The sequence below is a fragment of the Streptomyces sp. NRRL F-5126 genome, assembly GCF_000721265.1.
Classification (GTDB): Bacteria; Actinomycetota; Actinomycetes; order Streptomycetales; family Streptomycetaceae; genus Streptomyces.
The window spans coordinates 97,164-123,374 of the sequence record NZ_JOFZ01000004.1; the positions used below are offsets into that span (position 1 = coordinate 97,164).

Here is a 26,211-nt window from a genome sequence, read left to right on the forward strand (position 1 = left end):
TCACGATTCCTGAGAGGGGTCGGAGGGGCCTTGCTGCGGGCGGCGCGAGCGGTGGAAGGCGCCGAACTGCGCGCCCGCGTCCCTGCCCGGCCTCTCCGCGCGCGGCGGAGGTACGTCCTGCACGCGGTCGCGGTCCGCGGCCGCCATCGTCCGTCCGGGCGGCCGCACGGGCAGCCCGCCCGGCGTCGCCACCCGCGGGCCGCCGCTGTACGCGGGGCCGCCCGCGCCGGCGGGCGGCGCGTCCCGGGGCGGCGGGGGCGCCGCGGGCGGCTGCGCCGGCGCGGGCACGGCCTCGGGCAGCGGCCGGTGCGGCGGCGGCTCGTCGTTCAGCTGCTGGGCGATGAGCTGCGGCGGGATCAGCACCACCACGCCGGTGCCACCGCGTGAGGAGGGGCGGTAGTTGACGCTGATGCGGTACCGCTCCACGAGCATGCCGACGACGGCGAGCCCGAGGCGGGTGGACTGCAGCTTGGACAGGTCGTTGTGGCGGCCCGAGACGGCCTTCTCCGCCAGCTGCATCACCTGCGGCGCCATCTTCAGCCCGCTGTCCTCGACGATGACGACGATGCCCGCGGTGCGCTCCTCGACGTAGACGTGCACCTCGTCGATGGGCGGCGAGAAGTTCGCGGCGTTGTCGATCAGCTCGGCGAGCAGGTGCATGACGCCCTCGGCGGCGAAGCCGACGATCGCGGCGCCGCTCGAACAGTGCAGCCGCACCCGCCGGTAGGCGGCGATGCGCCCCGTCGCGCCGCGCAGGACGGATTCCATGACGATCGGCTTGTTCCAGATGCGGCTGCCCCGGCCGCCGAGGAGGATCGCGAGCCGGTCGGTGAGCAGCCCGAGCTGGGAGGCGTTGTGGTCGAGCTGGAGGAGGTCACCGAACACCTCCTCGCCGTAACGGTCCTCCATGTCGCGCAGATCGGCGAGGATGGTGACGGCCTTCGCCTGCACCTGGCTGAGTGCCTTCGTGCCGGCCGTCTGCGCGACCAGCGCGCGGCGCTCGCCGATCGCGACCTCCTTGACGATCCGTTCCATCAGCCCGCGCAGCGCCGGGTCGGCCGGCACTTCGATGTCGCCGAGCACCGTGCCCGCGGAACTGCCCGTGCGCAGGCGGGCGAGTGCCGGCGGCAGCACCCTGTCCATCAGGTCGTCGAGCCCGTCGGCCGCCTCACGGGCCCGCCGGGCCAGGGCCTCGCGCTCCGCGCCCGCGCCGGCCGCCCGGCGCTCGCCGTCGGCGACCTCGGCCGCGAACACCTCGAGCACGCGGCGCAGCCGCTCGTCGTCCGGCTGCCGCACGGCGGCAAGCGCCTCGTCGGGCGAGGTGCCGTCCCGTGCCTTCTTCACCACGGACGGCATCGCCACATTGACGAGGTGTGCCGCGTCCGCGTCCGTCGCCGCCAGCTGGGCGCGCGCCGCCGCGACCTCGCCGCCCGCCCGCTGGGCGCCGCGTCTGGCGCGGCCCAGCGCCGCCCCCGCGACCGCGCAGGCGGCGGCCAGCAGCAGCCAGGCGGCCACGGCGGTGCCCACCACCCAGCCGCGGGCCGCGCCGGGCGCTGTGGCGGAGACCACGCCCACGCCGGCGGCGGCGACCACGAGCAGGGCCAGGGGGAGGGCGAGCGACGACCGCGCCTCGTGCTGACGGCGCGATCTTGGGGCGACAGGCACTGACATTCCGCGGTCCCTCGGGGTTGGGGTGCGCTCCAGATGTGGCCGTCATGCAACCACGCGTGCTCGCGCCGGTACGTACGGAATGCGGTCAGGCCACCCGTGAGAGGGAGTTGGCGGGAGAACCCGTGCGCGTTGGCGGTGGTCCGTGATAGAGGAGGTGACAAAGGAGGTCGTGGTGCGCCGTCCGCCGCCGGCGGCCGCGCGGGCACCGCGTCCGGCCCCTTCGCCGTCCTCTAACGTGTTGCCCGTGCGCAAGAGCGAAGAGGTGTACGAGGCGCTGGCCGCCCTGGGGCGCCGCGCGGCCACGCGCGCGGTGCACCGCGGCTGGCGGTGGATCCAGGACGCGGGCGCGGTGACGGCCGAGCGGCCCGGGCGCACGCGCTTCCGCCGGATCGGCCCCGGCACCCGGCTCGCGTTCCCGCAGGGGACGGTGTTCGGCGAGCCGTGGATCGAGCTCGGCGACCACTGCGTGGTGGCCGAGCAGGTCACCCTGACGGCCGGGCTGGTGCCCGGACTCGACCTCGGGCCCGAGCCTTATGTGGTCATCGGCGACGGTGTGGTGCTGGGGCGCGGCAGCCACGTCATCGCGGACACGGCGGTGACGATCGGCCGGGACACGTACTGCGGCCCCTACGTCTACATCACGACGACGAACCACAGCTACGACGACCCGCACACCGCCGTCGGCAAGCAGTGGCCGCGCATCGCGCCCGTCGTCATCGGCCCCGGATGCTGGCTCGGCACGGGTGCCGTGGTGCTGCCGGGCGCCGTGCTCGGCAGGAACGTGGTGGTGGCGGCGGGCTCCGTCGTACGCGGCGACGTGCCCGACCATGCGGTGGTGGCGGGCGCGCCCGCCAGGATCGTGCGCCGCTACGACGAACAGGAGGGGTGGCAGCCGCCGTTGCGCACCCCGGCGCCCCCCGTTCCGTTCCAGCGGGACGGTGCGGATTCCGCGGATTCCACGGACTCCACGGATCCCGCGGTGGCCGAGGAAGGAAGCGGAAGCGGGAGTGTCAGCGCGGACGGCTGACGGCCGGGCCGTCCGTCCGCCGGCTCAAGCCGTGGCCAGCAGCACGGAGCCGACGAGCGCGAGCCCCGCGCCGGCCGCCTGGACGACGCGCAGCCGCTCGCCGAGCGCGCCACGCGCGGCGAGCGCGGTGACCACCGGATAGAGCGAGGCGAGCACCGCCGCCACCGTCACAGGACCGTGCTGCGCTGCGACGCTGTACGTGCCGTTGGCCGCCACGTCCGCGAGGCCCACGAACGCGAGCGCGGGCAGCGCGGCGAGCAGCACGCGCGCGCCCGTCGCCGCGCCGCTCTGGCCGCCCCGCCCCTCGGGCAGCACGGGCGCGCCCCGCCGCGCCGACGTCCACAGGGCCGCGCCGCCGACCGCCACATTCGTCACGCGCTGCACGAACAGCGCGAGGAAGAGCCCGGTCACCGTGGTGGACGCGGAGGAGATCAGCGCCATGACCGAGCCGAAGCCGAGCGCGGCGACCAGCGTCAGCAGCACCGCCCTGCGCTGCACCGGGGCGCCGCGCAGCTCCGGCCCGCCCGCGAGGACGATGCCGGCCACCGCGACCACGACCCCGGCGAGCTGGGCGATTCCCGGCCTGCCGCCGACGGCGATGCCCACCGCGACCGGCACGGCCACGCCGAGCGAGCCGAGCGGCGACACCACGCCCATCGGGCCGAGCGCCAGCGCCTTGTAGAAGCAGAGCATCGCCACGGGCCCCACCACGCCCGCCGCGACCGCGTACCAGAGCCTCGCGCCGCCCTCGTGCCAACCACCGGTCGCCACGACGATCGCGCCGAGCACGACGACGGCCACGGCCTGGGAGACGACGACCACCGTGAGCGCGGGCGTGCGGCGCGTCAGCAGCCCGCCGCCGAAGTCGGCGAAACCCCACAGCACGCTCGTGGCCAGGGCGAACAGGACGGTCATGGGAAGCCTCGCAGTACAGTGTGGTGGACGCCCCGGTGCACTCTGCTGGAGTACGGCGCCGGTGACACTGTAGTGCACTGTATTGAACTGGTGTATCGAATATATTGGACGAACGAACGGATGGTCGTGGACCTCGATCAGCTCACCCAGGCGCTCGGCCGCAACCTCAAGCACTGGCGGGCCGATCGCGGGCTGACACTCGACGCTCTCGCCGAGCGCTCAGGGGTGAGCCGGGGCATGATCATCCAGATCGAGCAGGCGCGCACCAACCCGAGCGTCGGCACCACGGTCAAGCTCGCCGACGCGCTCGGCGTCAGCATCGCCACCCTGCTCGACTTCGAGCGCGGGCCGCAGGTCAGGATCGTGGGCGCCGACCAGACCGTACGAATGTGGTCCACCCCGGCGGGCAGCCACGCCAGCCTGCTCGTCGGCAGCGAGTCGGACGGGCCGCGCGAGCTGTGGAGGTGGACGCTGATGCCCGGCGACGCCAGCACGTCCGACCCGCATCCGCCGGCCACCACTGAGCTGATCCACGTCTCGGCGGGCGAACTCACCCTGGTCGTCGACGGATCGGAGCACACCGTACCCGCCGGGAGTTCCGCGGCCTTCGAGGCGAACGTCTCCCATGCCTACCGCAACGACGCCACGGAGCCGGTCGAGATGGTGATGTCGGTGTCCATCCCTCCGGTGCGCTGAACGCGGCTGTTAGCGTGCCGACATGCGCGCACCCATCGGCACGTTCGACAACGCCGTCCCCGCTCCCGACCGCATCGACCTGCTTCCCGACCCCGTCGCGGACGCCGTGCGGGCCTGGAAGGGCGAAGTCCCCGTCGAGCGGTTCCTGTTCGTCGACAGCGACCCGGCGCTGGCCGACACCGCGAACTTCGTCGCGCACTACGGCGCGGACCTGGAGGACGCGTCCGCCAACTGCGTCGTCGTGGCGGGCAAGCGCGCCGGTGAGACCACGTACGCGGGCTGCCTGGTGCTGTCCCGCACGCGCGTCGACGTCAACGGCGCCGTCCGCAGGCACCTCGGCGCGCGCAAGGCGTCCTTCGCGCCGATGGACGCGGCCGTCGAGCGCACCGGCATGGAGTACGGCGGCATCACACCGATCGGCCTGCCGGAGGGCTGGCCGCTGCTGGTCGACCCGGCCGTGGTGGCAACCGAATGGGTCCTCGTCGGCAGCGGCTCCCGCCGGGGCAAGCTGATCGTGCCGGGCGCCGCCTTCGCGGAACTCCCGGGCGCCGTGCTCGTCGAAGGCCTCGGTGCCTGAGAGGTACGCGCCCCCGGGCGCGACGCCTCTCCGCCTGCGGTAAAGGCCGCCTGACACCCCATCGGGTCCGGCGTCCGTGAGCCCGCGCCCGACCGCCGGGCGCGCACGCACCGTTGACGGTCTCCGCCGAACGCGGCAAAGTTCTCGCGGCGGATGAACCGACAACGTTGTCAAAGCGTTGTCGCTCCAGTGTCGTACCGGACAGAGGAGTGGTGGCATGACGTTCGAGGAGGGTTCTGCGCGGCGCGGTCCCGGGCGCCGCGGTGTGCTGGCGGCGCTGGGCGCGGCCGGCGGTGCGGCGCTCGTCGGCGGCGCGGGAGGGACCGCCTTCGCGGACGCCCCCCAAGGCAGATCGGCCGCGGCCGCCGCGTCCGCGCGGCACGGCTCCCACACCCCGCCCGCGCCCCAGGTGGCGCGCGAGGTGCGCGACGAGTTCCTGCACGCCTGGGACGGCTACAAGCGGTTCGCCTGGGGCCACGACGAGGTCCATCCGCTCTCCGGCGGCCACGGCGAGTTCTTCGTGCCGGGCAGCCCGATCGGCCTGTCGATCATCGAGGCGCTCGACACGCTGTACGTGATGGGCCTGGATGGCGAACTCGCCGACTCCGTACGCTGGATCAAGAGCGACCTGTCCTTCGACATCGACGGCGACTTCCACGTCTTCGAGGCGATCATCCGCGTCGTCGGTGGCCTGCTCGCCGGCCACCTGGCGACGGGCGACAAGCGGCTCCTCGACCTGACCGTCGACGTCACGGACCGGCTGATGCCGGCGTTCACCAAGTCGCCCACAGGCATGCCGTACCAGCACGTCAACTTCCGCACCGGCGCCGTGTCCGGCGCGACACCGCCGCTCGCCGAGATCGGCACGAACATCATGGAGTTCGGGCTGCTGTCCCGGCTCACCGGCGACAGCAAGTACTACGACGCGGCCAAGCGCGCCTACCGCTCGGCCATCGACGCGCGGTCCTCGCTCGACCTGCTCGCCACCAGCCTGAACGTGGAGACCGGCCGCTGGGCCGACTCCGTGGACAACGGCCCCAACCCGCCCACCGACTCGTTCTACGAATACCTGTGGGGCGGCTGGAAGCTGCTGGGCGACAAGGACTGCCGCGACTGGTTCAAGCTGCTGAACGGGGCGCTCGTCAAGCACAGCGAGGAGCGCTACGACGGCCGCCTCTGGTTCAAGCAGATCGACTTCTCCACCGGCGCCCTGCTCGGCCGCGGCCAGTCGGAGCTGGGCTCCTTCTACGCCGAACTGCTGTCGGCGAGCGGCGACCGCGCGCGCGGCGAGGCCTACTACCGGTCCTGGACGGACGTGCTCGACAGGTACCCGGTGCTGCCGGAGTCCATCGACTACACGACGCTGACGCCGACGTCGAAGGGCAACCAGTTCCGCCCCGAGTACGTCAACTCCTCGTTCGACCTGTACCTGCAGACGGGCAAGCGCCTCTTCGCGGACACCGCCTACCAGTACTTCCAGGGCATGAAGGCGAACGCCAGGACGGCGAACGGCTACACGATCATCGACGACGTCACCGTCTCGCCGATGGTCCAGGGCGACCTGTGCCCGGCCTACGGCTTCGCCGAGAACTTCAAATACCTGTACTTGATGTTCGCGCACACGCCGCGTTTCGACCGCCACGACTACGCCCTGTCGACGGAGGGCAAGGTGCTGCGCGGGCTGCGCAGGCACCGATGACACACGTCCGGCGCCCGCCCGCACGTCCCTGCCGCGGCGGGCCGAAACGGCTCAGCCCAGCTTGGGGATCTCGATGGCCGGGCAGCGGTTCATGACCATGTCGAGACCGGCCTCCCGTGTGCGCGCGTACGCCGCCTCGTCCACCACGCCGAGCTGGAACCAGACGGCCTTCGCGCCCTTCGCCACGGCCTCGTCGGCCACCGCGCCCGCGAGGCCGCTGTTGACGAACACGTCGACCACGTCCACGTCGAACGGGATCGCGTCGAGCGAGGGGTACCCCTGCTCGCCGAGTACCGTCTCCGCCTTGGGGTGCACCGGGACCACGTGCTTGCCGAAGCGCCGCAGCACTCCCGCGACCCCGTAGGCGGCCCTGGCCGTGTTGTTCGACAGGCCCACCACCGCCCAGGTGTCGCCCGTGCGCGTGAGGATCCTGCGGATGGTCTCGTCGTCAGCGTCCATGCCCAGGAGAACGGACCGGGCGCGTCCCGACATTCCCGCCCGCATAGGCTGGAGCGATGCCGGAGGAGTACCTGACTGTCGCGCGCGCGGGCACACACGAGACCGAGATCAGCCGTTCGCGCTTCCTGTGCTCGCTCGCGCCCTGCGCCTCTGAGGAGGAGGCCCAGGACTTCGTCGCCCGGGTCCGGCGCGAGCACCCGGGAGCGGGCCACCACTGCTTCGCCTACGTCATCGGTGCGGACGCCTCCGTGCAGAAGGCGAGCGACGACGGCGAACCCGGCGGGACCGCGGGCGTTCCCATGCTCCAGATGCTGCTGCGCAGGGACATGAGGTACGTCGTGGCCGTCGTCACCCGCTACTTCGGCGGCGTGAAACTCGGCGCCGGCGGGCTGATCCGCGCGTACGGCGGGGTCGTCGGGGAGACGCTCGACATGGTCGGCGCCCGTACCAGGCGGCGGCTGCGGCTCGCCACCATCACCGTCGGCCACCAGCGCGCGGGCCGGCTGGAGAACGAGCTGCGTGCCGCCGGGCTCACCGTGCGGGATGTGCGGTACGCGGAGTCCGTGGCCATCGACATCGCCCTGCCCGCAGGCGATGTGGACGCCTTCCGCGCCCGGCTAGCCGACGCCACGGCCGGCGAGGCCGCGCTGGAGCTCGGCGGCGAGACGTACGGCGACGTTGTCGTACCCCAACGATAGTGTCGGGGATCATGAGACTCCTGCACACGTCGGACTGGCACCTGGGGCGGTCGTTCCACCGGGTGAGCCTGCTCGACGCCCAGGCCGCGTTCCTCGACCATGTGGTGGCGACGGTGCGCGAGCGCGACGTGGACGCGGTCCTGGTCGCGGGGGACGTGTACGACCGCGCGGTGCCGCCGCTCGCCGCGGTCGAGTTGTTCGACCGTGCACTGCACCGGCTGGCCGGGGCCGGCGTTCCGACTGTCATGATCTCCGGCAACCACGACTCGGCCCGCAGGCTCGGCGTCGGCGCCGGCCTCATCGGCCGGGCCGGCGTCCACCTGCGGACGGACCCGGCCGCCTGCGCCGAGCCGGTACTGCTCGCCGACGCCCACGGCGACGTCGCGTGCTACGGGCTGCCCTACCTTGAACCCTCCCTGGTGCGTGACGACTTCGGGGTCGAGCGCGCGCGGCACGAGACGGTGCTCGGCGCCGCGATGGACCGGGTGCGCGCCGACCTCGCCGGCCGGCCCGCGGGCACGCGATCCGTCGTGCTGGCCCACGCGTTCGTCACCGGCGGCGCACCGAGCGACAGCGAGCGCGACATCGCGGTGGGCGGCGTCGCCTCCGTCCCCGCCGCCGTCTTCGACGGGGTCGACTACGTGGCACTCGGCCATCTGCACGGCGCGCAGCGCCTCACCGACCGGGTCAGGTACTCGGGTTCGCCCCTCGCGTACTCCTTCTCCGAGGCCGAGCACCGCAAGTCGATGTGGCTCGTCGATCTCGGGCCCGCCGGGGAGGTCGCGGCCGAGCGTCTGGACTGCCCGGTGCCGAGGCCGCTTGCGCGGATCAGGGGCACGCTCGACGCGCTCCTGGAGGACCGGCGCCTCGCCCGCCACGAGCGGGCGTGGGTCGAGGCGACCCTCACCGACGCCGTCCGCCCACGGGAACCCATGGCGCGGCTGCTGGCCCGCTTCCCGCACACGCTGAGCCTGCTGTTCGACCCCGATCGGCCCGACGGCGAGCCGGCCGCCTCCTACGCGCGCCGCCTCCAGGGCCGCGGCGACCAGCAGGTGGCGGAGGACTTCGTGGCGCACGTACGCGGCGGCTGCGGCCCCGACGCGGCGGAACGCGCGGTGCTGCGCGGCGCGTTCGAGCACGTGCGCGTGGACGACGCGGTGCGCGAGGTGGCCCGATGAGGCTGCACCGGCTCACCGTCACCGCCTTCGGGCCGTTCGCGGACACCCAGGTGATCGACTTCGACGCGCTGTCCCGTGCCGGGATCTTCCTGCTGCGCGGGCAGACGGGCGCAGGCAAGACGTCCGTGCTCGACGCGGTCTGCTTCGCCCTGTACGGCGGGGTGCCGGGCGCGCGCCAGAAGCCCGGGCTCGCCCTGCGCAGCGACCACGCGGCGCCCGGCACGCCCACCGAGGTCACGCTCGACCTCACGGTCGCCGGGCGGCGCCTTGAGATCACCCGCAGCCCCGCCCAGCAGCGGCCCAAGAGGGGCCGCACCGGATTCACCGCGGTCAAGGCCGCGAGCGCCCTTCGTCAGTACGACGCGGCGGCAGGCGGGTGGCGCGCCCTCAGCCGTACGCACCAGGAGATCGGCAAGGAGATCACCGAGCTGCTCGGCATGAGCCGCGAGCAGTTCTGCCAGGTCGTGCTGTTGCCGCAGGGAGACTTCGCGCAGTTCCTCCAGGCGGACGCGGAGCACCGCGCCAGGCTGCTCGGCAGGCTCTTCGACACCCGCAGGTTCGCCGCCGTGGAAGAGCGGCTGGCGGAGCTGCGGCGCGGCGCGGAACAGCAGGTGCGCGCCGCGGACGAGCGGCTGCACGCGGTGGCCGAGCGCATGGCGCAGGCGGCGGGAGCCGACGGGGTGCCGCCGCTGCCGCAGGCGCAGCCGGGCGACCCGGGCCTCGCGCCCGGCGTCCTCGCCTGGGCGGCCGTCGCACGCACCACAGCGGGGGAGTGGCACGACATCGCCGCATCCGCGCTCGCCGAGGCCGGCCACCGGGAGCAAGGCGCCCGCGCGGAACGGGAGGCGCAGCACGAACTCGCGCGGCTCCAGGCCCGTTTCGAGGAGACGAGGCGGCGCGCCGAAGCCCTTGAGGAGGGCAGGGGCAGGCGCGACGAGGCGCAGGCGCTGCTCGACGCCGACCGCAGGGCCGAGCGCGTGCACGATGCGGCGGCGCTGCGCGAGGGCGCCGAGCGGGAGCACGGGCAGGCGGCCGGCGAGTACGCGCGCGCACGCTACGCGCTCCCCGCGGACCTGGCCGAGGCGGGCGCCGAGCAGCTGGCGGCCGCGGAGCGCACGGCACGTCAGGAACTTGGCGCGCTCGGTGCGGCCAGGACGGCCGAGGCGCGGGGCGCCGAGATCGACGGGGAGCGAGCCGAGCTGGACCGGCAGCTCAGGGCCGAAGAGGAGGCCGTCCGCGAAGCGGAGTCCTGGCTTGGCGCGTGGGACGGGCTGCGCGGCCGCCTGCAGGCCGGAATCGACGAGGCGCAGCAGGCCGCCACGCGCGCCGAGGCGCTCGGGGGGCGCCTCGAACCGGCCGTGCGCAGGCGGGAGGCGGCCCGGGAGCGTGACGCCGCCGAGCGGGAGGAGGCGGCGGCCCTTGCGGGCGCGGGCCGCTCGCGCGAAGCCGCGGCCGCGGCCCGTGAGGCCTGGCTCGACCTGCGCGAGCGCAGGCTGAGCGGCATGGCGGCCGAGCTGGCCGCGGGCCTCGTCCACGGAGAGCCCTGCGCCGTGTGCGGCGCCCGGGACCATCCGGCGCCCGCGCGCGCCGCCGATGGCCAGGTCGACGCGGCGGCCGAGGATTCCGCACAGGACGCGCACCGCCGCGCGGAGGAGGCGCTTCGCCTGGCGGAGGACGCGCACGCTCGCGTCAGGGAGAGGTACGCGGCGGCCCGCGCGGAGGCCGGTGACGCACCGTTGGCCGCACTGGTGGAAGAAGCCGATCGGCTGACACGCGAGCACGCCGCCGCCCGCACCGCGGCCTCCCGGGCGCACCCCGCGCGCGAGGCGCTGGCCGCGGGGGAGCGCGAACACCGCGAGAGGCAGGCCGTGCGCCAGGAGGCGGAGCTGAGGATCTCCGCCGCCACCTCACAGTGCGAGGCGCTCGACCGCGAACAGGCCGGCATCGACCGGGAACTCGCACGGGTGCGGGGCGCGGCCGGCAGCGTCGCCCAGCGCGCGGCCGAACTGGGGCGCCGGGCGGACGGCCTCGCCGCGGCCGCCGAGGCGGTGCGTGCTGTCGAGGCCACCGCAGGCCGGCTCAAGGACGCCGACGCGCGCCTCGCGGACGCCGCGTTCCACGCGGGCTTCGACACGCCGGAGGCCGCGGCGGCGGCGCTGCTCGACGGCGCCGGGCGGCGCGCGCTCCAGCACACCATCGACGCCTGGCAGCGTGAGGCCGCGGTGGTCGCCGAGCGGCTCGCGGAACAGGATGCGAACGACGCGGGCGCACGCCCCCCGGCCGTTCCCGAACAGGCCGGGGCCGCGCACGAGGAGGCGGAACGCGCGCTGCGCGCGGCGTCCACGGCCCTCGCCGCGGCGGTCGAGCGGCGGGAGGCGCTGGCGGCGCTTTCGCGGCGTGCGGAGTCCCATGCGCGCGCTCTCGGACCGCTGCGCGGTGAGTACGACCGGGTGGCGCGGCTCGCCACTCTCACCGCCGGCACGTCCGCGGACAACGAGCGGCGCATGCGCCTGGAGTCGTACGTACTCGCCGCGCGGCTCGAACAGGTCGCGGCTGCGGCGACCGTACGCCTCCAGCACATGTCGTCGGGCAGGTACACGCTGGTGCACACCGACGCGAGGAGCGGCCAGCGGCGCTCGGGTCTCGGGCTCCAGGTGGTCGACGCGTGGACGGGCAGCGCACGCGACACGGCCACGCTGTCGGGCGGGGAGACGTTCTTCGCCTCCCTCGCCCTGGCCCTCGGCCTCGCCGACGTGGTCAGCGACGAGGCGGGAGGCGTGCGCCTCGACACGCTCTTCATCGACGAGGGGTTCGGCACCCTGGACGACCAGACGCTCGACGAGGTCCTCGACGTGCTGGACGGGCTGCGCGAGAGGGACCGCAGCGTCGGCATCGTCAGCCACGTCGCCGACCTGCGCCGCCGCATCCCCACCCAGCTCGAGGTGGTCAAGGAACGGCACGGCTCCGCGGTGCGGCAGCGCACGGCGCCCCAGGACTGACCCGGCGGCCACGGGGCGGCAGCCGGCCGCCCCGTGGCCCGTCGATCAGAGCTCGGACAACACGTCCACCAGGTCGTCGAGCCCCAGCGACCCCTGGGAGAGCGCCGCCATGTGCCACGCCTTCAGGTCGAAGCCGTCGCCCCGCCGCTCGCGCGCCTTCTCCCGGCCGAGCAGCCAGGCACGCTCGCCGAGCTTGTAGCCGATGGCCTGCCCCGGCATCGACAGGTAGCGCACCAGCTCGCTCTCGACGAAGTCGGCCGGCCTGCCGCTGTGCATGCCGAAGAACTCCTGCGCGAGCGCGGGCGTCCACCGCTCGCCCGGGTGGAACGGCGAGTCCGCCGGAATCTCCATCTCCAGGTGCATGCCGATGTCCACGATGACGCGGCAGGCGCGCATCATCTGCGCGTCGAGGTAGCCGAGCCTGCGCTCCGCGTCGGGCAGGAAGCCGAGTTCGTCCATCAGCCGCTCCGCGTACAGCGCCCAGCCCTCGGCGTTGGCGCTGACCATGCCGACGGTCGCCTGGTACCGGGAGAGCCGGTCGGCGATGTGCGTCCACTGCGCGAGCTGCAGGTGGTGGCCGGGGACACCCTCGTGGTACCACGTCGACACCAGGTCGTAGACCGGGAAGCGCGTCTCGCCCATCGTCGGCAGCCAGGTGCGGCCGGGCCGGGAGAAGTCCTCGGACGGAGCCGAGTAGTACGGGGCGGCCGCGCCGCCGGGAGGCGCGATCATCGCCTCCACCTTCCGCACGCGGGGCGCCAGTTCGAAGTGGGTGCCGTCGAGCGCGTCCATGGCCTCGTCCATCAGGCCCTGGAGCCACTCCCTGACCTCGTCGACCCCCTCGATGTGCTTGCCGTGCTCGTCGAGGTGGGCGAGGGCCTCCCAGGGTGTGGCCCCCGGCAGGATCTTCGCGGCTTCCTTCTGCATCTCGGCCAGCAGCCGGTGGTACTCGGACCAGCCGTACGCGTAAGCCTCGTCGAGGTCCAGGTCCGTGCCGTTGAAGTAGCGCGACCAGCGCGCGTATCGCTCGGCGCCCACGATGTCGGGCGCGCCCGCCACGGCCGGCGCGTACACGTCCCGCATCCAGTCGCGCAGCTCCCGTACGGCCGCCGTCGCCGCCCGCGCCGCCGCCGTCAGCTCCTTGCGGCGTGCCTCGGGCGCGTCGGCGACGAACTCCTCGAACCAGCCGCGCTCCTCGCCGGCCCATTCGGTGAGCTGCTCCACGAACGTCGCGGCTGGCCGCGGGCCGCCCTTGAGGCCGCGCTCGAGGCCGAGGCCGAGCGAGGCACGGTAGCCCTCGAGCGCCGCGGGCACGGCGCCCAGCCGGTCGAGGACGGCCGCCCAGTCCTCGTCGGACTGCGTCGGCATCAGCGTGAAGACCTCGCGGACGCTGTGCGCCGGCGAGTGGATGTTGCTCACCGCGCACAGGTGCTCGTCCGCCTCGTACACGGCCAGTTCCGCCGTCAGCCGCTCCCGCAGCAGCCGCCCGCAGAGCCGCTCGGCGTCGGCGTCCGCGCCCGGCCGCCGCTCCGCCTCGTCCAGCTTGGCGAGGGTCGCGCGGTTCAGCGCGGCCTGGGCCGCCGCGCCGGCGGGCGAGAAGTCGGGGAGGCGGCCGTTGCTCTCCTTGACGCCGAGGTAGGTGCCGGTGATCGGGTCGAGTTCGATGAGTGCGTCGACGTAGGCGTCGGCGACCTGACGGGGCAGCGCACTGCCGGCTGTGTCTGACATGCGGACATCCTCCACGACGCGGGGGCCGTGCGTCACGTGGTCAGTGCTCGGGGCTGCCCGCCTCGAACAGGACGCCCGCGTCGTCGGGCGCCGGCGCGCGGACGGTCGCGCGGCCCAGCGTCAGGGTGAGGACCGCGGTCGCCTCGTCCTCCACCCGCCGGTCGAGCGGCAGTCCGAGGCCGCGCAGCGCTGCGGCCATGCCACGGTCCGCAGTCCCCGTCACCGCGTAGACGTCGGGGTAGCCGGCGTGCGCCGCGAGCGCCGTCAGCCGTTCGAGCAGCGCCGTGCCGATGCCGCGCAGCTGCCAGGCGTCCTCGACGAGCACGGCCACCTCTGCCTCGTCCCCGTCCCACAGCAGGTGCCCCATCCCCACCAGCCGGCCGCCGGCCGTCCAGGCGCCGAGCGTGTGGCCGAACCGCGGGCTGAGCAGATGCCCGAGGTAGCCGTCCGCGCCGTCCGCGGGGCCCCGGTAGCGCGCCAGGAGCGTCCGCGCGGAGCAGCGGCCGTGCAGCCCCACGGCGGCCGCGCGATCCGCCTCGCGGACCGGGCGCACCGCGATGCGCCCGCCGTGCCCGCCGTGTGCGCAGTGCCCGCCCGTGGGCGGGCAGGCGGTCTGCTGTCCATGCGTCGGCCGGCTCATGACGTCACTGTGGCCGACGGGCGTTTCGTCGCCACGAACAGATCGTGTCTGAGAGGTTAAGGATGGCTTTGTTTGCCTTTGTGTCATTTCAAGCCGTTCTTGGCATCTGACGGTCAATCTGACGGACGCGCAGCCCCGGGGTGACGGTTCATCCGCCTCTTCAACTGAGACGCGTGTCGGGACGTTCCCGTCCGGCCCCGCGCCGTTGCGTGGCCACGGAAAGTATCCCTGCGGATCGTGTGCGTGACGAGAGGGCGTCGGGGCCTGGTGACGGCGCGGGGGCGCAGCGTTGCCCGATGGGAACGCTCCCGTCTCCGGGCGCATTGGTCTTGACCAAGTCCTCCGGGAGTTCTATCGTCACTTTTAGTGCAGGAACCTTTAATAAATAAGGGCATGGAATCCTGCCCGGACACGGCGATCGCGGAGGCGCAGGGTGGGGACCACGCAGCTGGAGACAGTGCCGGAACCGAAGTACTGGCACCTCAAGACCGTGCTCGCTGAGGCACTCGACTCCGAGTTCACGGTGGGCGAGATCCTCCCGAACGAACGCGAGCTGGCCGCCAGGTTCGGCGTCGCCCGCGCCACGCTGCGGCAGGCGCTGGAACAGCTTGAGCTGGAAGGCCGGCTGCAGCGCAGGCGCGGCGTCGGCACGACAGTGGCGCCGCCCAGGCTCGGCGTCGACGTGTCCACCACGGGGACGGGCGGCCCCGGTGCCTCCGACGACGCCTGGCAGCCCCTCGACTGCGCGCTCGCGGCCCCGCCGGCCGCGGTGGCGCGTCTGCTGGAGACCGGCCCGTCGGAAGAGGTGCACACCGTGCGCCGTGTCCGCTCGACGCACGGGCAGTGCGTGGCGGCCGAGCTGCTCTACGTGCCGGCCGCCTCGGTGCCGGACCTTCCCGCCATAGAGACGCCGTCAGGACCTGCCAGGGCCCGCAGCGTGCTGCGCGAGTTCCAGCGGGCCGGGGCCAATGGCCAGGACAGGTCGGTCGAGCTCGGTTCGGCCCGCGCGGACGACGCGCGGGAACTCGACCGGCTGCCCGGAGCGCCCGTCCTCGTCGTCACGACGCGCTACCTCGTGGACGGCCGCACCGCCGCCGTCTCCCTCGCCACGTACCGCGCCGACACGTGCAGGCTGACGTTCGGGGACACGGGCGAGGTCGAGATCAGCGACGACCCGCAGCCGGAGCGCCGCGCCTCCTGAACACGGACCTCGCCGCGCACGCCGCACGGTGAGCCCTCGGGGCGGGGCGCGTGCGGTGGCTCCGCAGCGGCCGGTCCGCTCCCGGGCGCCGCAGCGGGCGGAGCCTGACGTCCGTCACCGGCGCCGGGAAGCCTCGGCGTCCGCGCAGCCTCCTGGATGCCGCCAGGTCTAGCGGCGCGCCGTCACTGTCCGCTCCACCGCGAACAGCTCCTCCTCGACATGGTCGAGCGCGAGGCGCAGCGCTCCCGTGGCCACTGCCGCCTCGCCGAGCAGCGACAACTCCACGCGCGGCGGCCGCAGGCAGAATCGGGACAGCTCGTGGCGCAGCGGCTCGAGCACGCCGTCGAGCCCCGCCGCCCACCCGCCGATCACGACCATCTCGGGGTCGAGGGCGAGCGCGAGCGCCGCCACGTCGTGCACCAGCCGCCCGGTGAAGCGCCGCATCGCCTCGACCGCCCGCGCGTCGCCGTCCTTGGCGAGCGCGAAGACCTGCGTCACGGCCCGCTCGTCGAGCGGGTGCAGCGGCTCGCCCGTCGTCGACAGCAATGCCTCGGGCTTCGCCTCACGGCCCAGCAGGTGCAGCGCCCCGATCTCGCCCGCCGCCCCGCCGAACCCCCGGTGCAGCCGGCCGCCGATCAGCGCACCCGCGCCGGGGCTCAACCCCGCGAGGACGAAGACGACGTCGTCCGAACCCGTCGCGACGCCCTTCCAGTGCTCGGCCACCGCCGCCGCGTTGGCGTCGTTCTCCACCACGACAGGGCACTTGAAGGACCTGCGCAGCCGGTCGCCCAGCGGCAGCCCCGTCCAGCCGGGCAGCGCCGTGCCGAGACGCACCGTGCCGCCGGCCTCCACGATGCCCGGGCTGCCCACGCCGACGGCCCGCAGCGATCCGCGCGCCACGCCCGCACGGCGCAGCACGTCGGCGACCACGGCCCGCACCCGGTCGAGACGCTCGTCGGCGTCCGCCGACTCGGGCACGTCGCGCTGTCCCGAGCCCACGGTGCGGCCGTCGAGCTCGGAGAGCAGCGCGGCCACCCGGTGCGGGCCGATCTCGATCCCCAGCAGGTGCCCGGCCTCCACCCGGAAGCGGAACCGCCGGGCCGGACGCCCCTGCCGCCGCGCCTCGCCGTCCTCCGCGGGAGCCTCGACGACGAGCCCGCCCGCCATGAGGTCGTCCACCACGCCCTCGACGGTCGGCCGCGAAAGCCCGGTGAGGCCGCTCAGGTCGGTGAGTGTGAGCGGGGCCGAGTCCCGCAGGGCGTGCAGGACCACGGCGGAGTTGATCCGCCGCAGCAGAGAAGGGTCTCCGCCGGTCAGCCGCCCCACTGTGCCCTCCCTGGCCGTACGGGTGTGCCCGGATGCTACTCGCTGGTCGCCTGCGGAAGCGAGCGCCGGCGGTCCCTGTCGGGCACCCGGCCCAAGATCGCGCCGCGTCGGCGGCGCCCGGACGGCTGACGGGCTGACACATTGTCCGTGCGGGGCGGTTTACTGGGGGCATGAGTGCCAGCGCCCGTGCCGCCGAGCGTGCCGTCGTCGTCGAGCAGTTGCGTGCGCGGCCCTTTCCCGCGGCCCCGTCGAGGACGGGCGGTGTCGTGAGCGCGCCGCTGTACCACTGGGCCGAGCTGGCTTCCACGCCCGTCTGGGACGGCGATGTGGCCGACGCGCGGGCAAAGGCGGAGCGGCAGGACGCCGAGTGCGAGCGCCTCGTGGCCGCGGTGCGGGCGTTGTGGGGCCAGGAGCCGGACACCATCGCGCTGACGGGCCTGCTGCTGCGGGAGGCGGCGGGCGAGACGTTGCCCGAGCCGTGGCGTCAACTGGCGCACGGCATGCCGGTGCTGAACGTGTGGCAGCGGGAAGGACGCTGGACGGCCATAGGGGTCTCGGGGTTCGGCGCCGACCACGAGCGCACGCTCGTCGCGGTGGTCACCGCGACCGACCCGCCCTGACCGCCTCGGGGCCAGGGCGCGTCGGCGCGGCCTAGACCTCCGAGGCCGCGCGCAGCGCCGCGAACTCCTCGGCCATGGTGTCCACCGTCCAGTGCGCGTTCAGGCCGCTCGGGTTGGGCAGCGCCCAGACCCTCGTCGTGCCGATCGTGAGGTCCTGGCGCCCTATGTGCGCCTTCTTGGCGCCGAACCCGTCGCCGAACGCCGTGCGGTACGCGGTGATGCCCGCGACCGCGAGCCAGCGCGGCCGCAGCCGCTCCACCTTGGCGCGCAGGACGTCCCCGCCCTCGCGCAGCTCCGCGCCGGACAGCTCGTCCGCCCGCGCCGACGCCCGTGCCACGACGTTGGTGATGCCGAGGCCGTACCGGGGCAACTCGTCCTGCTCGTCGGGGCGCAGCAGGCGCGGCGTGAAGCCCGACAGGTGGAGCACCGGCCAGAAGCGGTTGCCGGGGCGTGCGAAGTGGTGGCCGACGGCCGCAGACAGCAGGCCCGGATTGATGCCGCAGAACAGCACGCGCAGGCCCGGCGCCGCCACGTCGGGGACGAGGCGGCCGCGCGCGGCTTCGAGTTCGGCGGGTGTGACGCGGCGCGAGTGGGCCATCCGCGTCAGAGGATGGATCCGGGCGCGTACCCGGCGGCGTCCGGGTGGAGCTTCACGATCTCCTCGATCCGCCCGGCCACCGTGGCGATCTGGTCGCCCGCAGCGCCCGTGAAGGACAGCTTGTCCGCCATCAGCGCGTCCAGCGCCGCCCGGTCGAGCGGGATGCGGTCGTCGGCCGCCAGCCGGTCGAGGAGTTCGTTGCGTTCCGCGCCCTGCTCGCGCATCGCCAGCGCCGACGCCACCGCGTGCTCCTTGATGACCTCGTGGGCGGCCTCCCGGCCGACGCCCGCCCTGACGGCGGCCATCAGGACCTTCGTCGTCGCGAGGAACGGCAGGTAGCGGTCGAGCTCGCGCGCCACCACGGCCGGGAACGCGCCGAACTCGTCAAGCACGGTGAGGAAGGTCTCCAGCAGACCGTCGAACGCGAAGAACGCGTCCGGCAGCGCGACGCGGCGCACCACGGAGCAGGACACGTCGCCCTCGTTCCACTGGTCGCCCGACAGCTCGCCGGTCATCGAGGCGTAGCCGCGCAGGATGACCATCAGGCCGTTCACACGCTCGCAGGAGCGTGTGTTCATCTTGTGCGGCATCGCGGACGAGCCGACCTGGCCGGGCTTGAATCCCTCGGTGACGAGCTCGTGCCCCGCCATCAGGCGGATCGTCTTCGCCAGCGAGGACGGCGCCGCGGCGAGCTGCACGAGCGTCGACACCACGTCGTAGTCGAGCGAGCGCGGGTAGACCTGCCCGACCGAGGTGAACTCGCGGGCGAAGCCGAGGTGCCCGGCGATCCTGCGCTCCAGGTCGGCCAGGGCGGCCGAGTCGCCGCCGAGCAGGTCGAGCATGTCCTGCGAGGTGCCCACCGGGCCCTTGACGCCGCGCAACGGGTAGCGCTCCAGCAGGTTCTCCAGCCGGGCGTAGGCCACGAGCAGCTCGTCGGCCGCCGTCGCGAAGCGCTTGCCGAGCGTGATGGCCTGCGCGGCCACGTTGTGCGAGCGGCCCGCCATCACGAGCGCCGCGTGCTCGGAGGCCAGCCCCCCGAGCCGCGCAAGCACCGCGACGGTGCGCTCCCGCATCAGTTCGAGCGAGACCCGGATCTGCAGCTGCTCCACGTTCTCCGTGAGGTCGCGCGAGGTCATGCCCTTGTGGATCTGCTCGTGCCCGGCGAGCGCGTTGAACTCCTCGATGCGCGCCTTCACGTCGTGCCTGGTGACCTTCTCGCGCTCGGCGATCGACGCCAGGTCGACCTCGTCGAGCACACGCTCGTAGTCGGCCACGGCCGATTCCGGGACGTCGATACCGAGGTCGCGCTGCGCGCGCAGCACGGCGAGCCAGAGCCTGCGCTCCAGGACGACCTTGTGCTCGGGGGACCAGACGACGGCGAGCTGCGTGGAGGCGTAGCGGCCGGCAAGGACATTGGGGATGCGTGGCTTCGCGGGGGCTGTCACACCCGCGATTTTACTGTCAAGCAGTGGGTGGGCCCGCACGGCCTCGGAGCTGGTCAGGACGGCTCGTACGGCACGAGCTCGGGGCGCTTGGGCGGCCGCCCGTCGCCCGACGAGCGGCCCGTCGCCCGGCGCACGATCCACGGCCACAGGTACTGCTTCGCGAACCGCAGGTCGCTGCCGCGCCGCAGCAGCCAACCCGGCGGCACGTGCGGGGGCAGCGCGGCGCGCCAGTCGTGCCCCGCCTCGTGCCCGAGCGTCTCCCACACGGCCTCGGCGATCCTGCGGTGCCCCTCCGCGGTCGGGTGCAGCCGGTCCACGCCCCACAGCCGCTGGTCGGCCAGGACCGGCGTCCCGTACAGGTCGACGACGAGCGCGCCGTGCCGGGCGGCGAGGTCGTCCACGTGGGCGAACAGCTCCTCCATGCGCGGCCGCACCCGCTCCATCACCGGGCCGTTCCTGCCGGGGCTGCGCATCAGCACCAGCTGCTTGCAGGCCGGGGCAAGCCGCTCGACGGCCTCTTCGAGCAGCCCGCGCACCCGGCCCATGTCCACCTTCGGGCGCAGCACGTCGTTCAGCCCGCCGACGAGGGTGATCAGGTCCGGGGTCATCGCGGCCGCCGCGTCCACCTGCTCGTCGACGATCTGGCCGATCAGCTTGCCGCGCACCGCGAGGTTCGCGTAGCGGAACCCCGGCGTGCGCTGCGCGAAGCGCGCCGCGAGCAGATCGGCCCAGCCCCGGTACGAGCCGTCGGGCAGCAGGTCGGACATGCCCTCGGTGAAGGAGTCACCGACGGCGACGAAGCTCGTGTACTCGTCCATCGTCTCCATGACGACGATGATCCTACCGCGCGGTAGCAACGCCAGGTCGCGCCTCGGCCGTCCCCGCACCCGCCCGCTCAGCTGTGCCTGCCGACCAGCTCCCGCAGCACGTCCTCCATGGTGACGAGCCCCTCCAGCTTGCCGTCCTCGTCCAGTACGGCCGCCAGATGGGTGCGGCCGCGGCGCATCGCCGTCAGCACGTCGTCCATCGGCGTCGCGTCCCTCACGCGCGCGATGCGGCGCATGTCGGCGACCGCGAACGGCCGGTTCCGGTCCACGGCGTCCAGGGCGTCCTTCACATGCAGGTACCCGAGGATCCGCCGCGCCGAGTCGACGACGGGGAACCGGGAGAAACCGGACCGGGCGGACAGCTCCTCAAGCCCCTCCGCCGAGACGCCGAACCGCGCGGACACGACCCGCTCAAGCGGCGTCACCACGTCGCGCACCGGGCGCCTGCCCAGCTCCAGCGCGTCGTGCAGGCGCTCGGACGCGCGGTCGTCGAGGAGCCCGGCGTGGCTGGTCTCCGTCACGAGGCGCCCCAGCTCGTCGTCGGAGAACACGGAGACGACCTCGTCCCTCGCGTCCACCCGCACCACCTTGAGCAGTGCGTTGGCGAAGGCGTTGATGGCGAAGATCACCGGCTTGAGCGCGCGCGACAGGGCCACGAGCGGCGGGCCGAGCAGCAGCGCGACGCGCGCGGGCCCGGCGAGGGCCACGTTCTTCGGCACCATCTCGCCGAGCAGCATGTGCAGGTACGTCGCGACGACAAGGGCGATGACGAACGCGATGGTGTGGCCCACGCCCGACGGCAGGCCGATCGCGTGGAAGGCCGGTTCCAGGACGTGCGCGATGGCCGGCTCCGCCACGATGCCGAGCACCAGGGTGCACAGCGTGATGCCGAGCTGCGCGGCAGCGAGCAGCGCCGAGATGTGTTCGAGGCCCCAGATGACGCGCCGCGCGCGTTTGTCGCCGTCCTCGGCCATCGGCTCGATCTGGCTGCGCCGCACGGAGACGAGGGAGAACTCGGCGCCCACGAAGAAGGCGTTCACCACGAGCGTCAGCACGGCGATGACGAACTGGACGGCGGTCACGCGCCCACCTCGTCCCCGTCCGCGCCCGCCGCCGGCGGCAGCGGCGCCCTGAGGGTCACACGCGCCGCGCGCCGGCCGCGCGCGTCCGACACCTCCAGAAGCCAGCCGTCCGCGGTGGCGGCCGTGTCGCCCTCGGCGGGGATGCGGCCGAGCTCGGCGGCGACAAAACCCGCGAGCGTCTCGTAGGGCCCGTCGGAAACGCGCAGGCCGATGTCCGCCAGCCGGCCGGCCCGCACGGCGCCGTCCGCCGACCACAGCGCACGGCCGTCCGCGTCCTCGCCGATGCGCGCCAGGTCGGGTGTCTCGTGCGGGTCGTGCTCGTCGCGCACCTCGCCGACGACCTCCTCGACGATGTCCTCCAGCGTCACCACGCCCGCGGTGCCGCCGTACTCGTCGATGACGACGGCCATGGTGCGGCGCCCGGTGAGCCGGTCGAGCAGGCGGTCGACGGGCAGGGTCTCCGGCACGAGCAGCGGCTCGCGCATCAGCGCGGTGACGGGGCGGTGGGGCCGCTCGTCGGCGGGCACCGCGAGGACGTCCTTGACGTGCGCCGTGCCGACGACGGTGTCGAGGCCGCCCCGGTGCACGGGGAAGCGGGACAGCCCCGTGGCCCTGGTGGCGTTCGCCACGTCCTCCGCCGTCGCCTGCGCGTCGAGCGCGACGACCTGCACGCGCGGGGTCATCACGTTCTCCGCGGTCAGCTCCGGCAGGCTCAGCGTCCTGACGAACAGGTCGGCCGTGTCGGGCTCGAGCGCGCCCTCCTTGACCGAGTGCCGCGCCAGGGCGACCAGCTCCTGCGGGGAGCGGGCGGACGCGAGCTCCTCGATGGGTTCGAGTCCGAAGCCGCGCACGACCCGGTTGGCCATGTTGTTGAGGTGGCTGATGAACGGCTTGAACACGCTCGTGAAGTACGACTGCGGGGTCGCCACGACCTTGGCCACGGCGACGGGGGAGGAGATCGCCCAGTTCTTCGGCACCAGCTCGCCGACGACCATGAGGAACACGGTCGACAGCGCCGTCCCGATGACCAGGGCGAGGGAGGACGCCGCCGAGCGCGAAAGGCCCGCCGCCTCGATGGGGCCGCGGATCAGCGTGGACACGGACGGCTCCGCGAGCATGCCGACGACCAGATTGGTCACCGTGATGCCGAGCTGCGAGCCGGAGAGCTGGAACGTCAGGCACCGTACGGCGCGCAGCGCACCCGCCGCGCCCCGCTCGCCGCGCTGCGCGGCCAGCTCCAGGTCGCCGCGCTCCACGGTGGTCAGCGAGAACTCGGCCGCGACGAAGGCACCGCAGAGCAGCGAGAGCAGCACCGCCACGGCGAGGAGAAGCACCTCGGTCAACGGTTCACCTCCGTCCCCCATGATCGGTCAACCGCGTGCGGCGCGCTCGGTACCGGCGCCCAGTACGCCCGATGGTAAAGAAAAGGCAAAGGGATGGGAAGGGCTGCAGGGCCGGACCCCGGGCCAGGGCTTACAGCGGCTTGACCCAGCGCCGCCAGTGGTCCTCCCGCCGGTAGCCCGCCGCGCCCCAGGCGTGGTGGGCCCGGACGTTGTCCTCCAGCACCAGGGCGTCGACGCGCCGCCCGCCGAGCGCGGCGAAGCGCCGCTCCGCCGCCTCCAGCAGGGCGGTGGCGACACCCTGGCGGCGGTGGTCCGGATGGACGGCCAGCCGGTAGGCGCAGCACCGCCGGCCGTCGAACCCGGCTGTCACGCTCCCGGCGAGACTTCACTCGCGCTCCGCGAGGAGCAGGGCCTCGGGGCCCTCGCGATCAGCCGGGCCACCCCGTCGTGGTCGTCGCTGATGCTCGTCCCCTCGGCGGCCAGCCGCCAGAACTCGAGCACGGAGGGGATGTCGGCGAGGGTCGCGCGGCGGATGTCGAGATCGCTCATGGGACGAACCAACCAGAACGGCGGCCCGCAGGCGAACGGTTTCCGCGCCGCTACGCCGCGCCGGTGGCGGCGGCCGCGCAGGACGGGCACAGGCCGCGGTAGGTGATGTCCGCCTCAGTGACGGTGAAGCCGAACCGCTCCGCGACCGGCAGGTCGCCCAGCGGCGAGCCGGAGGGGTGGACGTCGCGGATCGTGCCGCAGCCCGAGCAGACGAGGTGCTGGTGCGGGCGGCGTGCGTTGGGGTCGTAGCGCTTGGCGCGGCCGTCGGTGGCGACCTCCATGACCTCGCCGAGGGAGACCATCTCGCCCAGGGTGTTGTAGACCGTCGCGCGGGATATCTCCGGCAGCAGGCGCGAGGCGCGGGCGTGCACCTCGTCCGCGGTCAGGTGCGTGTGATCGCCGTCGAGCACCTGCGCGACGACCCGCCGCTGCGCGGTCATCCGCCACCCCTGCCCGCGCAGTCGCTCCACCAGGTCGCTCACTCGGTCCACCCCTTCACGAAACTGGCGCACTTCTTGACTTGGACAGAGTCCATCGTAGGATCGTTTCCGGTACCAGCCAAGGGACAGGGAAAACCACCTCGTCCGCCCGGTCGCCACCGTCCGTACAAACCCGAGCACCGCGATCCGCCGCGATCCGCCCGGTCCGGAAGGAATTCCATGTCAGAGAACCCCGACGCCGTCGTCACCGACCCGAAGACCGAAGAGGTGGGCGGCTGCCCGGTCGTGCACACCGCCCGCGCCCCGCACCCGACGCAGGGCGGGGGGAACCGGCAGTGGTGGCCGGAACGGCTCAACCTGAAGATCCTCGCCAAGAACCCCCAGGTGTCCAACCCGCTGGACGAGGGGTTCGACTACGCCGAGGCGTTCAAGTCCCTCGACCTGCCGGCCGTCAAGCGTGACATCGTCGAGGTGCTGCACACCTCCCAGGACTGGTGGCCCGCCGACTTCGGCAACTACGGGCCGCTCATCGTCCGGATGGCCTGGCACAGCGCCGGCACGTACCGCATCAGCGACGGCCGCGGCGGTGCGGGCTCCGGGCAGCAGCGCTTCGCGCCGATCAACAGCTGGCCGGACAACGCCGGCCTCGACAAGGCCCGGCGCCTGCTGTGGCCCGTGAAGAAGAAGTACGGGAAGAACCTGTCCTGGGCGGACCTGCTGATCCTCGCAGGCAACGCGGCCCTGGAGTCCATGGGCTTCGAGACGTTCGGCTACGCCGGCGGCCGGGCGGACGTGTGGGAGCCCGAGGACGACGTCTACTGGGGCCCCGAGACGACCTGGCTCGGCGACGAGCGCTACACCGGCGACCGCAACCTCGAGGAGCCCCTCGGCGCGGTGCAGATGGGCCTCATCTACGTCAACCCCGAGGGCCCCAACGGCGACCCCGACCCGCTGGCCGCCGCGCGCGACGTCCGCGAGACCTTCCGCCGCATGGCGATGAACGACGAGGAGACCGTCGCGCTCATCGCGGGCGGCCACACCTTCGGCAAGACCCACGGCGCGGGCCCTGCCGACAACGTCGGGCCGGCCCCCGAGGCCGCCGCGATGGAGGACCGCGGCCTGGGCTGGCGCAACTCGTTCGGCACCGGCAAGGGCGCGGACCAGATCGCCTCGGGCCTCGAGGTGACCTGGACGGACACGCCCACGCAGTGGGACAACAGCTTCTTCGAGATCCTCTTCGGCTACGAGTGGGAGCTCACCAAGAGCCCCGCCGGCGCCAACCAGTGGAAGCCGAAGGACGGCGCGGGCGAGGGCACCGTCCCGCACGCCCACGACGCCACGAAGAAGATCGCGCCCAACATGCTGACGACCGACCTGGCGCTGCGCTTCGACCCGGTCTACGAGCCGATCTCCCGCCGCTTCCTCGAGAACCCGGACCAGTTCGCGGACGCGTTCGCCCGCGCCTGGTTCAAGCTGACCCACCGCGACCTGGGCCCGAAGACGCGCTACCTCGGCGCCGAGGTGCCGCAGGAGACGCTGATCTGGCAGGACCCGCTGCCCGAGGCCGAGGGCCCCGCGCTCACCGCCGAGGACGTCGCGGCGCTCAAGGAGAAGCTGCTCGGCGCCGGCCTGAGCACAGCCGACCTGGTCTTCACCGCCTGGGCCTCGGCCTCGTCGTTCCGCAACAGCGACAAGCGGGGCGGCGCCAACGGCGCGCGCATCCGCCTGGAGCCGCAGCGCGGCTGGGAGGCCAACGACCCGGAGCGGCTCGCCTCGGTGCTGAGCGCCATCGAGGGCGTCCAGGCAGAGTTCGGCAAGGGCGGCAAGCACGTGTCGCTCGCCGACCTGATCGTGCTCGGCGGCACGGCGGCCGTCGAGAAGGCCGCCCGTGACGCGGGCCACGCGGTGGAGGTGGCCTTCACGCCCGGCCGCGTCGACGCGACGCAGGAGTCCACCGACGCGGAGTCGTTCGCCCCGCTGGAGCCGCTCTCCGACGGGTTCCGCAACTACCGCGGCAAGGGCAGCACGCTGCCCGCGGAGTACCTGCTCGTCGACCGCGCCAACCTGCTCACGCTGAGCGCCCCCGAGATGACCGTCCTCGTCGGTGGCCTGCGGGTGCTCGGTGCGAACACGGACCGGTCCGCGACGGGCGTCCTCACGGCCACGCCGGGCGTGCTGACGAACGACTTCTTCGTCAACCTGCTCGACCTGGACACCACGTGGCGTCCGGTCGCCGGCGACGCGAACGGGTTCGAGGCCGTCGACGCGTCGGGCAAGGTCCTCTGGACCGGCACCAGGGCCGACCTCGTCTTCGGCTCCAACTCCGAGCTGCGGGCGGTGGCCGAGGTGTACGCGTGCGACGACGCGAAGGAGAAGTTCGTGCGCGACTTCGCCGCCGCGTGGACCAAGGTCATGGACCTGGACCGCTTCGAGATCGCCTGATCCGCACACCGGTGCGACGGCCCGCCGCCCTGCCCACGGCAGAGCGGCGGG

At 73.6% G+C, this 26,211-nt stretch carries 22 protein-coding genes and 1 pseudogene; 10 read left to right on the plus strand and 13 right to left on the minus strand.

Annotated elements, in window-relative coordinates; genetic code table 11:
• Positions 1–1,671, minus strand: coding sequence for a sensor histidine kinase (locus IH48_RS0108875; RefSeq protein ID WP_037841414.1), 1,671 nt, complete (start codon positions 1,669–1,671; stop codon positions 1–3).
• Positions 1,672–1,915: 244 nt separating this feature from the next.
• Between IH48_RS0108875 and IH48_RS0108880 the strand changes: the two genes are divergently transcribed.
• Positions 1,916–2,698 (plus strand): acyltransferase, encoded by a 783-nt coding sequence (locus tag IH48_RS0108880; RefSeq protein ID WP_051839430.1) that lies wholly within the window; start codon positions 1,916–1,918, stop codon positions 2,696–2,698.
• A gap of 24 nt (positions 2,699–2,722) precedes the next feature.
• On the opposite strand, the gene IH48_RS0108885 is transcribed toward IH48_RS0108880, so the two are convergent.
• On the minus strand, positions 2,723–3,613 hold the full coding sequence (locus IH48_RS0108885; RefSeq protein WP_030901496.1) for an EamA family transporter: 891 nt from the start codon (positions 3,611–3,613) through the stop codon (positions 2,723–2,725).
• A 120-nt stretch (positions 3,614–3,733) separates the two neighbouring features.
• Here IH48_RS0108885 and IH48_RS0108890 point away from each other — a divergent pair, with 120 nt between their 5' ends.
• From IH48_RS0108890 to IH48_RS0108900, 3 genes are all read left to right on the plus strand, one after another.
• Entirely contained in the window at positions 3,734–4,309 is a 576-nt protein-coding gene (locus IH48_RS0108890; protein WP_030901497.1) for a helix-turn-helix domain-containing protein, read from the plus strand.
• Positions 4,310–4,331: 22 nt separating this feature from the next.
• Complete coding sequence (locus IH48_RS0108895; protein ID WP_030901498.1) at positions 4,332–4,886, plus strand: YbaK/EbsC family protein; 555 nt, start codon at positions 4,332–4,334, stop codon at positions 4,884–4,886.
• A gap of 217 nt (positions 4,887–5,103) precedes the next feature.
• Complete coding sequence (locus IH48_RS0108900; protein ID WP_030901502.1) at positions 5,104–6,585, plus strand: glycoside hydrolase family 47 protein; 1,482 nt, start codon at positions 5,104–5,106, stop codon at positions 6,583–6,585.
• A gap of 51 nt (positions 6,586–6,636) precedes the next feature.
• Here the strand turns inward: IH48_RS0108900 and IH48_RS0108905 are convergent, their stop codons facing one another.
• A complete protein-coding gene (locus IH48_RS0108905) occupies positions 6,637–7,044 on the minus strand; it encodes a CoA-binding protein (protein WP_030901504.1) in 408 nt (135 codons plus the stop codon).
• A gap of 56 nt (positions 7,045–7,100) precedes the next feature.
• Between IH48_RS0108905 and IH48_RS0108910 the strand changes: the two genes are divergently transcribed.
• From IH48_RS0108910 to IH48_RS0108920, 3 genes are read left to right on the plus strand one after another with little or no spacing between them, the layout of a single operon-like run.
• The gene (locus IH48_RS0108910) at positions 7,101–7,742 is read left to right on the plus strand and encodes a YigZ family protein (protein WP_030901507.1); all 642 of its coding nucleotides are present in this window, start codon (positions 7,101–7,103) and stop codon (positions 7,740–7,742) included.
• 11 nt (positions 7,743–7,753) lie between these two features.
• The gene (locus tag IH48_RS0108915; protein WP_030901510.1) at positions 7,754–8,920 is read left to right on the plus strand and encodes an exonuclease SbcCD subunit D; all 1,167 of its coding nucleotides are present in this window, start codon (positions 7,754–7,756) and stop codon (positions 8,918–8,920) included.
• Positions 8,917–11,919: an AAA family ATPase gene (locus tag IH48_RS0108920; RefSeq protein WP_030901513.1), complete on the plus strand. Its 3,003-nt coding sequence runs from the start codon at positions 8,917–8,919 to the stop codon at positions 11,917–11,919. Before IH48_RS0108915 ends, IH48_RS0108920 begins: the two co-directional genes overlap by 4 nt.
• 45 nt (positions 11,920–11,964) lie before the next feature.
• Here IH48_RS0108920 and IH48_RS0108925 read toward each other — a convergent pair whose 3' ends face one another.
• Together IH48_RS0108925 and IH48_RS36925 are read right to left on the minus strand one after the other, a co-directional pair.
• The gene (locus tag IH48_RS0108925) at positions 11,965–13,647 is read right to left on the minus strand and encodes a DUF885 domain-containing protein (RefSeq protein ID WP_030901517.1); all 1,683 of its coding nucleotides are present in this window, start codon (positions 13,645–13,647) and stop codon (positions 11,965–11,967) included.
• Between the two features lie 40 nt (positions 13,648–13,687).
• A complete protein-coding gene (locus IH48_RS36925) occupies positions 13,688–14,287 on the minus strand; it encodes a GNAT family N-acetyltransferase (protein ID WP_030901520.1) in 600 nt (199 codons plus the stop codon).
• A 433-nt stretch (positions 14,288–14,720) separates the two neighbouring features.
• On the opposite strand from IH48_RS36925, the gene IH48_RS0108935 reads away from it, so the two are divergent.
• A complete protein-coding gene (locus IH48_RS0108935; RefSeq protein WP_030901523.1) occupies positions 14,721–15,488 on the plus strand; it encodes a GntR family transcriptional regulator in 768 nt (255 codons plus the stop codon).
• Positions 15,489–15,656: 168 nt separating this feature from the next.
• Here IH48_RS0108935 and IH48_RS0108940 read toward each other — a convergent pair whose 3' ends face one another.
• Positions 15,657–16,814 (minus strand): ROK family transcriptional regulator, encoded by a 1,158-nt coding sequence (locus IH48_RS0108940; RefSeq protein WP_030901525.1) that lies wholly within the window; start codon positions 16,812–16,814, stop codon positions 15,657–15,659.
• Between the two features lie 170 nt (positions 16,815–16,984).
• Here IH48_RS0108940 and IH48_RS34315 point away from each other — a divergent pair, with 170 nt between their 5' ends.
• Complete coding sequence (locus tag IH48_RS34315; protein ID WP_051839432.1) at positions 16,985–17,434, plus strand: hypothetical protein; 450 nt, start codon at positions 16,985–16,987, stop codon at positions 17,432–17,434.
• A 31-nt stretch (positions 17,435–17,465) separates the two neighbouring features.
• On the opposite strand, the gene mug is transcribed toward IH48_RS34315, so the two are convergent.
• From mug to IH48_RS0108980, 7 genes and pseudogenes are all read right to left on the minus strand, one after another.
• Positions 17,466–18,032 carry a G/U mismatch-specific DNA glycosylase gene (gene mug / locus IH48_RS0108950; protein WP_030901527.1) on the minus strand — a complete coding sequence of 189 codons (567 nt, stop codon included), beginning with the start codon at positions 18,030–18,032 and terminating at the stop codon, positions 17,466–17,468.
• Positions 18,033–18,037: 5 nt separating this feature from the next.
• A complete protein-coding gene (gene purB, locus IH48_RS0108955; RefSeq protein ID WP_030901531.1) occupies positions 18,038–19,477 on the minus strand; it encodes an adenylosuccinate lyase in 1,440 nt (479 codons plus the stop codon).
• Between the two features lie 53 nt (positions 19,478–19,530).
• Positions 19,531–20,304 (minus strand): SGNH/GDSL hydrolase family protein, encoded by a 774-nt coding sequence (locus IH48_RS0108960; RefSeq protein ID WP_030901533.1) that lies wholly within the window; start codon positions 20,302–20,304, stop codon positions 19,531–19,533.
• 68 nt (positions 20,305–20,372) lie between these two features.
• A complete protein-coding gene (locus tag IH48_RS0108965) occupies positions 20,373–21,386 on the minus strand; it encodes a hemolysin family protein (protein WP_030901535.1) in 1,014 nt (337 codons plus the stop codon).
• Positions 21,383–22,729 carry a hemolysin family protein gene (locus IH48_RS0108970; RefSeq protein WP_030901537.1) on the minus strand — a complete coding sequence of 449 codons (1,347 nt, stop codon included), beginning with the start codon at positions 22,727–22,729 and terminating at the stop codon, positions 21,383–21,385. Before IH48_RS0108970 ends, IH48_RS0108965 begins: the two co-directional genes overlap by 4 nt.
• A gap of 130 nt (positions 22,730–22,859) precedes the next feature.
• Positions 22,860–23,278, minus strand: a pseudogene (locus IH48_RS33085) (GNAT family N-acetyltransferase).
• Between the two features lie 50 nt (positions 23,279–23,328).
• On the minus strand, positions 23,329–23,760 hold the full coding sequence (locus tag IH48_RS0108980; protein ID WP_030901539.1) for a Fur family transcriptional regulator: 432 nt from the start codon (positions 23,758–23,760) through the stop codon (positions 23,329–23,331).
• Positions 23,761–23,937: 177 nt separating this feature from the next.
• Between IH48_RS0108980 and katG the strand changes: the two genes are divergently transcribed.
• Positions 23,938–26,160, plus strand: a complete 2,223-nt coding sequence (katG, locus tag IH48_RS0108985; protein WP_030901541.1) for a catalase/peroxidase HPI — start codon at positions 23,938–23,940, stop codon at positions 26,158–26,160.
• Positions 26,161–26,211 lie beyond the last annotated feature (51 nt).

Bases quoted from the DNA above. Each gene is read 5' to 3' on its own strand.
- IH48_RS0108960 (WP_030901533.1), bottom strand. From the start codon at position 20,304: ATGGAGACGATGGACGAGTACACGAGCTTCGTCGCCGTCGGTGACTCC.
- IH48_RS0108925 (WP_030901517.1), bottom strand. From the start codon at position 13,647: ATGTCAGACACAGCCGGCAGTGCGCTGCCCCGTCAGGTCGCCGACGCC.
- IH48_RS0108875 (WP_037841414.1), bottom strand. From the start codon at position 1,671: ATGTCAGTGCCTGTCGCCCCAAGATCGCGCCGTCAGCACGAGGCGCGG.
- IH48_RS0108910 (WP_030901507.1), top strand. From the start codon at position 7,101: ATGCCGGAGGAGTACCTGACTGTCGCGCGCGCGGGCACACACGAGACC.
- IH48_RS0108920 (WP_030901513.1), top strand. From the start codon at position 8,917: ATGAGGCTGCACCGGCTCACCGTCACCGCCTTCGGGCCGTTCGCGGAC.
- IH48_RS0108885 (WP_030901496.1), bottom strand. From the start codon at position 3,613: ATGACCGTCCTGTTCGCCCTGGCCACGAGCGTGCTGTGGGGTTTCGCC.
- IH48_RS0108890 (WP_030901497.1), top strand. From the start codon at position 3,734: ATGGTCGTGGACCTCGATCAGCTCACCCAGGCGCTCGGCCGCAACCTC.
- IH48_RS34315 (WP_051839432.1), top strand. From the start codon at position 16,985: ATGAGTGCCAGCGCCCGTGCCGCCGAGCGTGCCGTCGTCGTCGAGCAG.
- IH48_RS0108900 (WP_030901502.1), top strand. From the start codon at position 5,104: ATGACGTTCGAGGAGGGTTCTGCGCGGCGCGGTCCCGGGCGCCGCGGT.
- IH48_RS0108895 (WP_030901498.1), top strand. From the start codon at position 4,332: ATGCGCGCACCCATCGGCACGTTCGACAACGCCGTCCCCGCTCCCGAC.
- katG (WP_030901541.1), top strand. From the start codon at position 23,938: ATGTCAGAGAACCCCGACGCCGTCGTCACCGACCCGAAGACCGAAGAG.
- mug (WP_030901527.1), bottom strand. From the start codon at position 18,032: ATGGCCCACTCGCGCCGCGTCACACCCGCCGAACTCGAAGCCGCGCGC.
- IH48_RS36925 (WP_030901520.1), bottom strand. From the start codon at position 14,287: ATGAGCCGGCCGACGCATGGACAGCAGACCGCCTGCCCGCCCACGGGC.
- IH48_RS0108905 (WP_030901504.1), bottom strand. From the start codon at position 7,044: ATGGACGCTGACGACGAGACCATCCGCAGGATCCTCACGCGCACGGGC.
- IH48_RS0108915 (WP_030901510.1), top strand. From the start codon at position 7,754: ATGAGACTCCTGCACACGTCGGACTGGCACCTGGGGCGGTCGTTCCAC.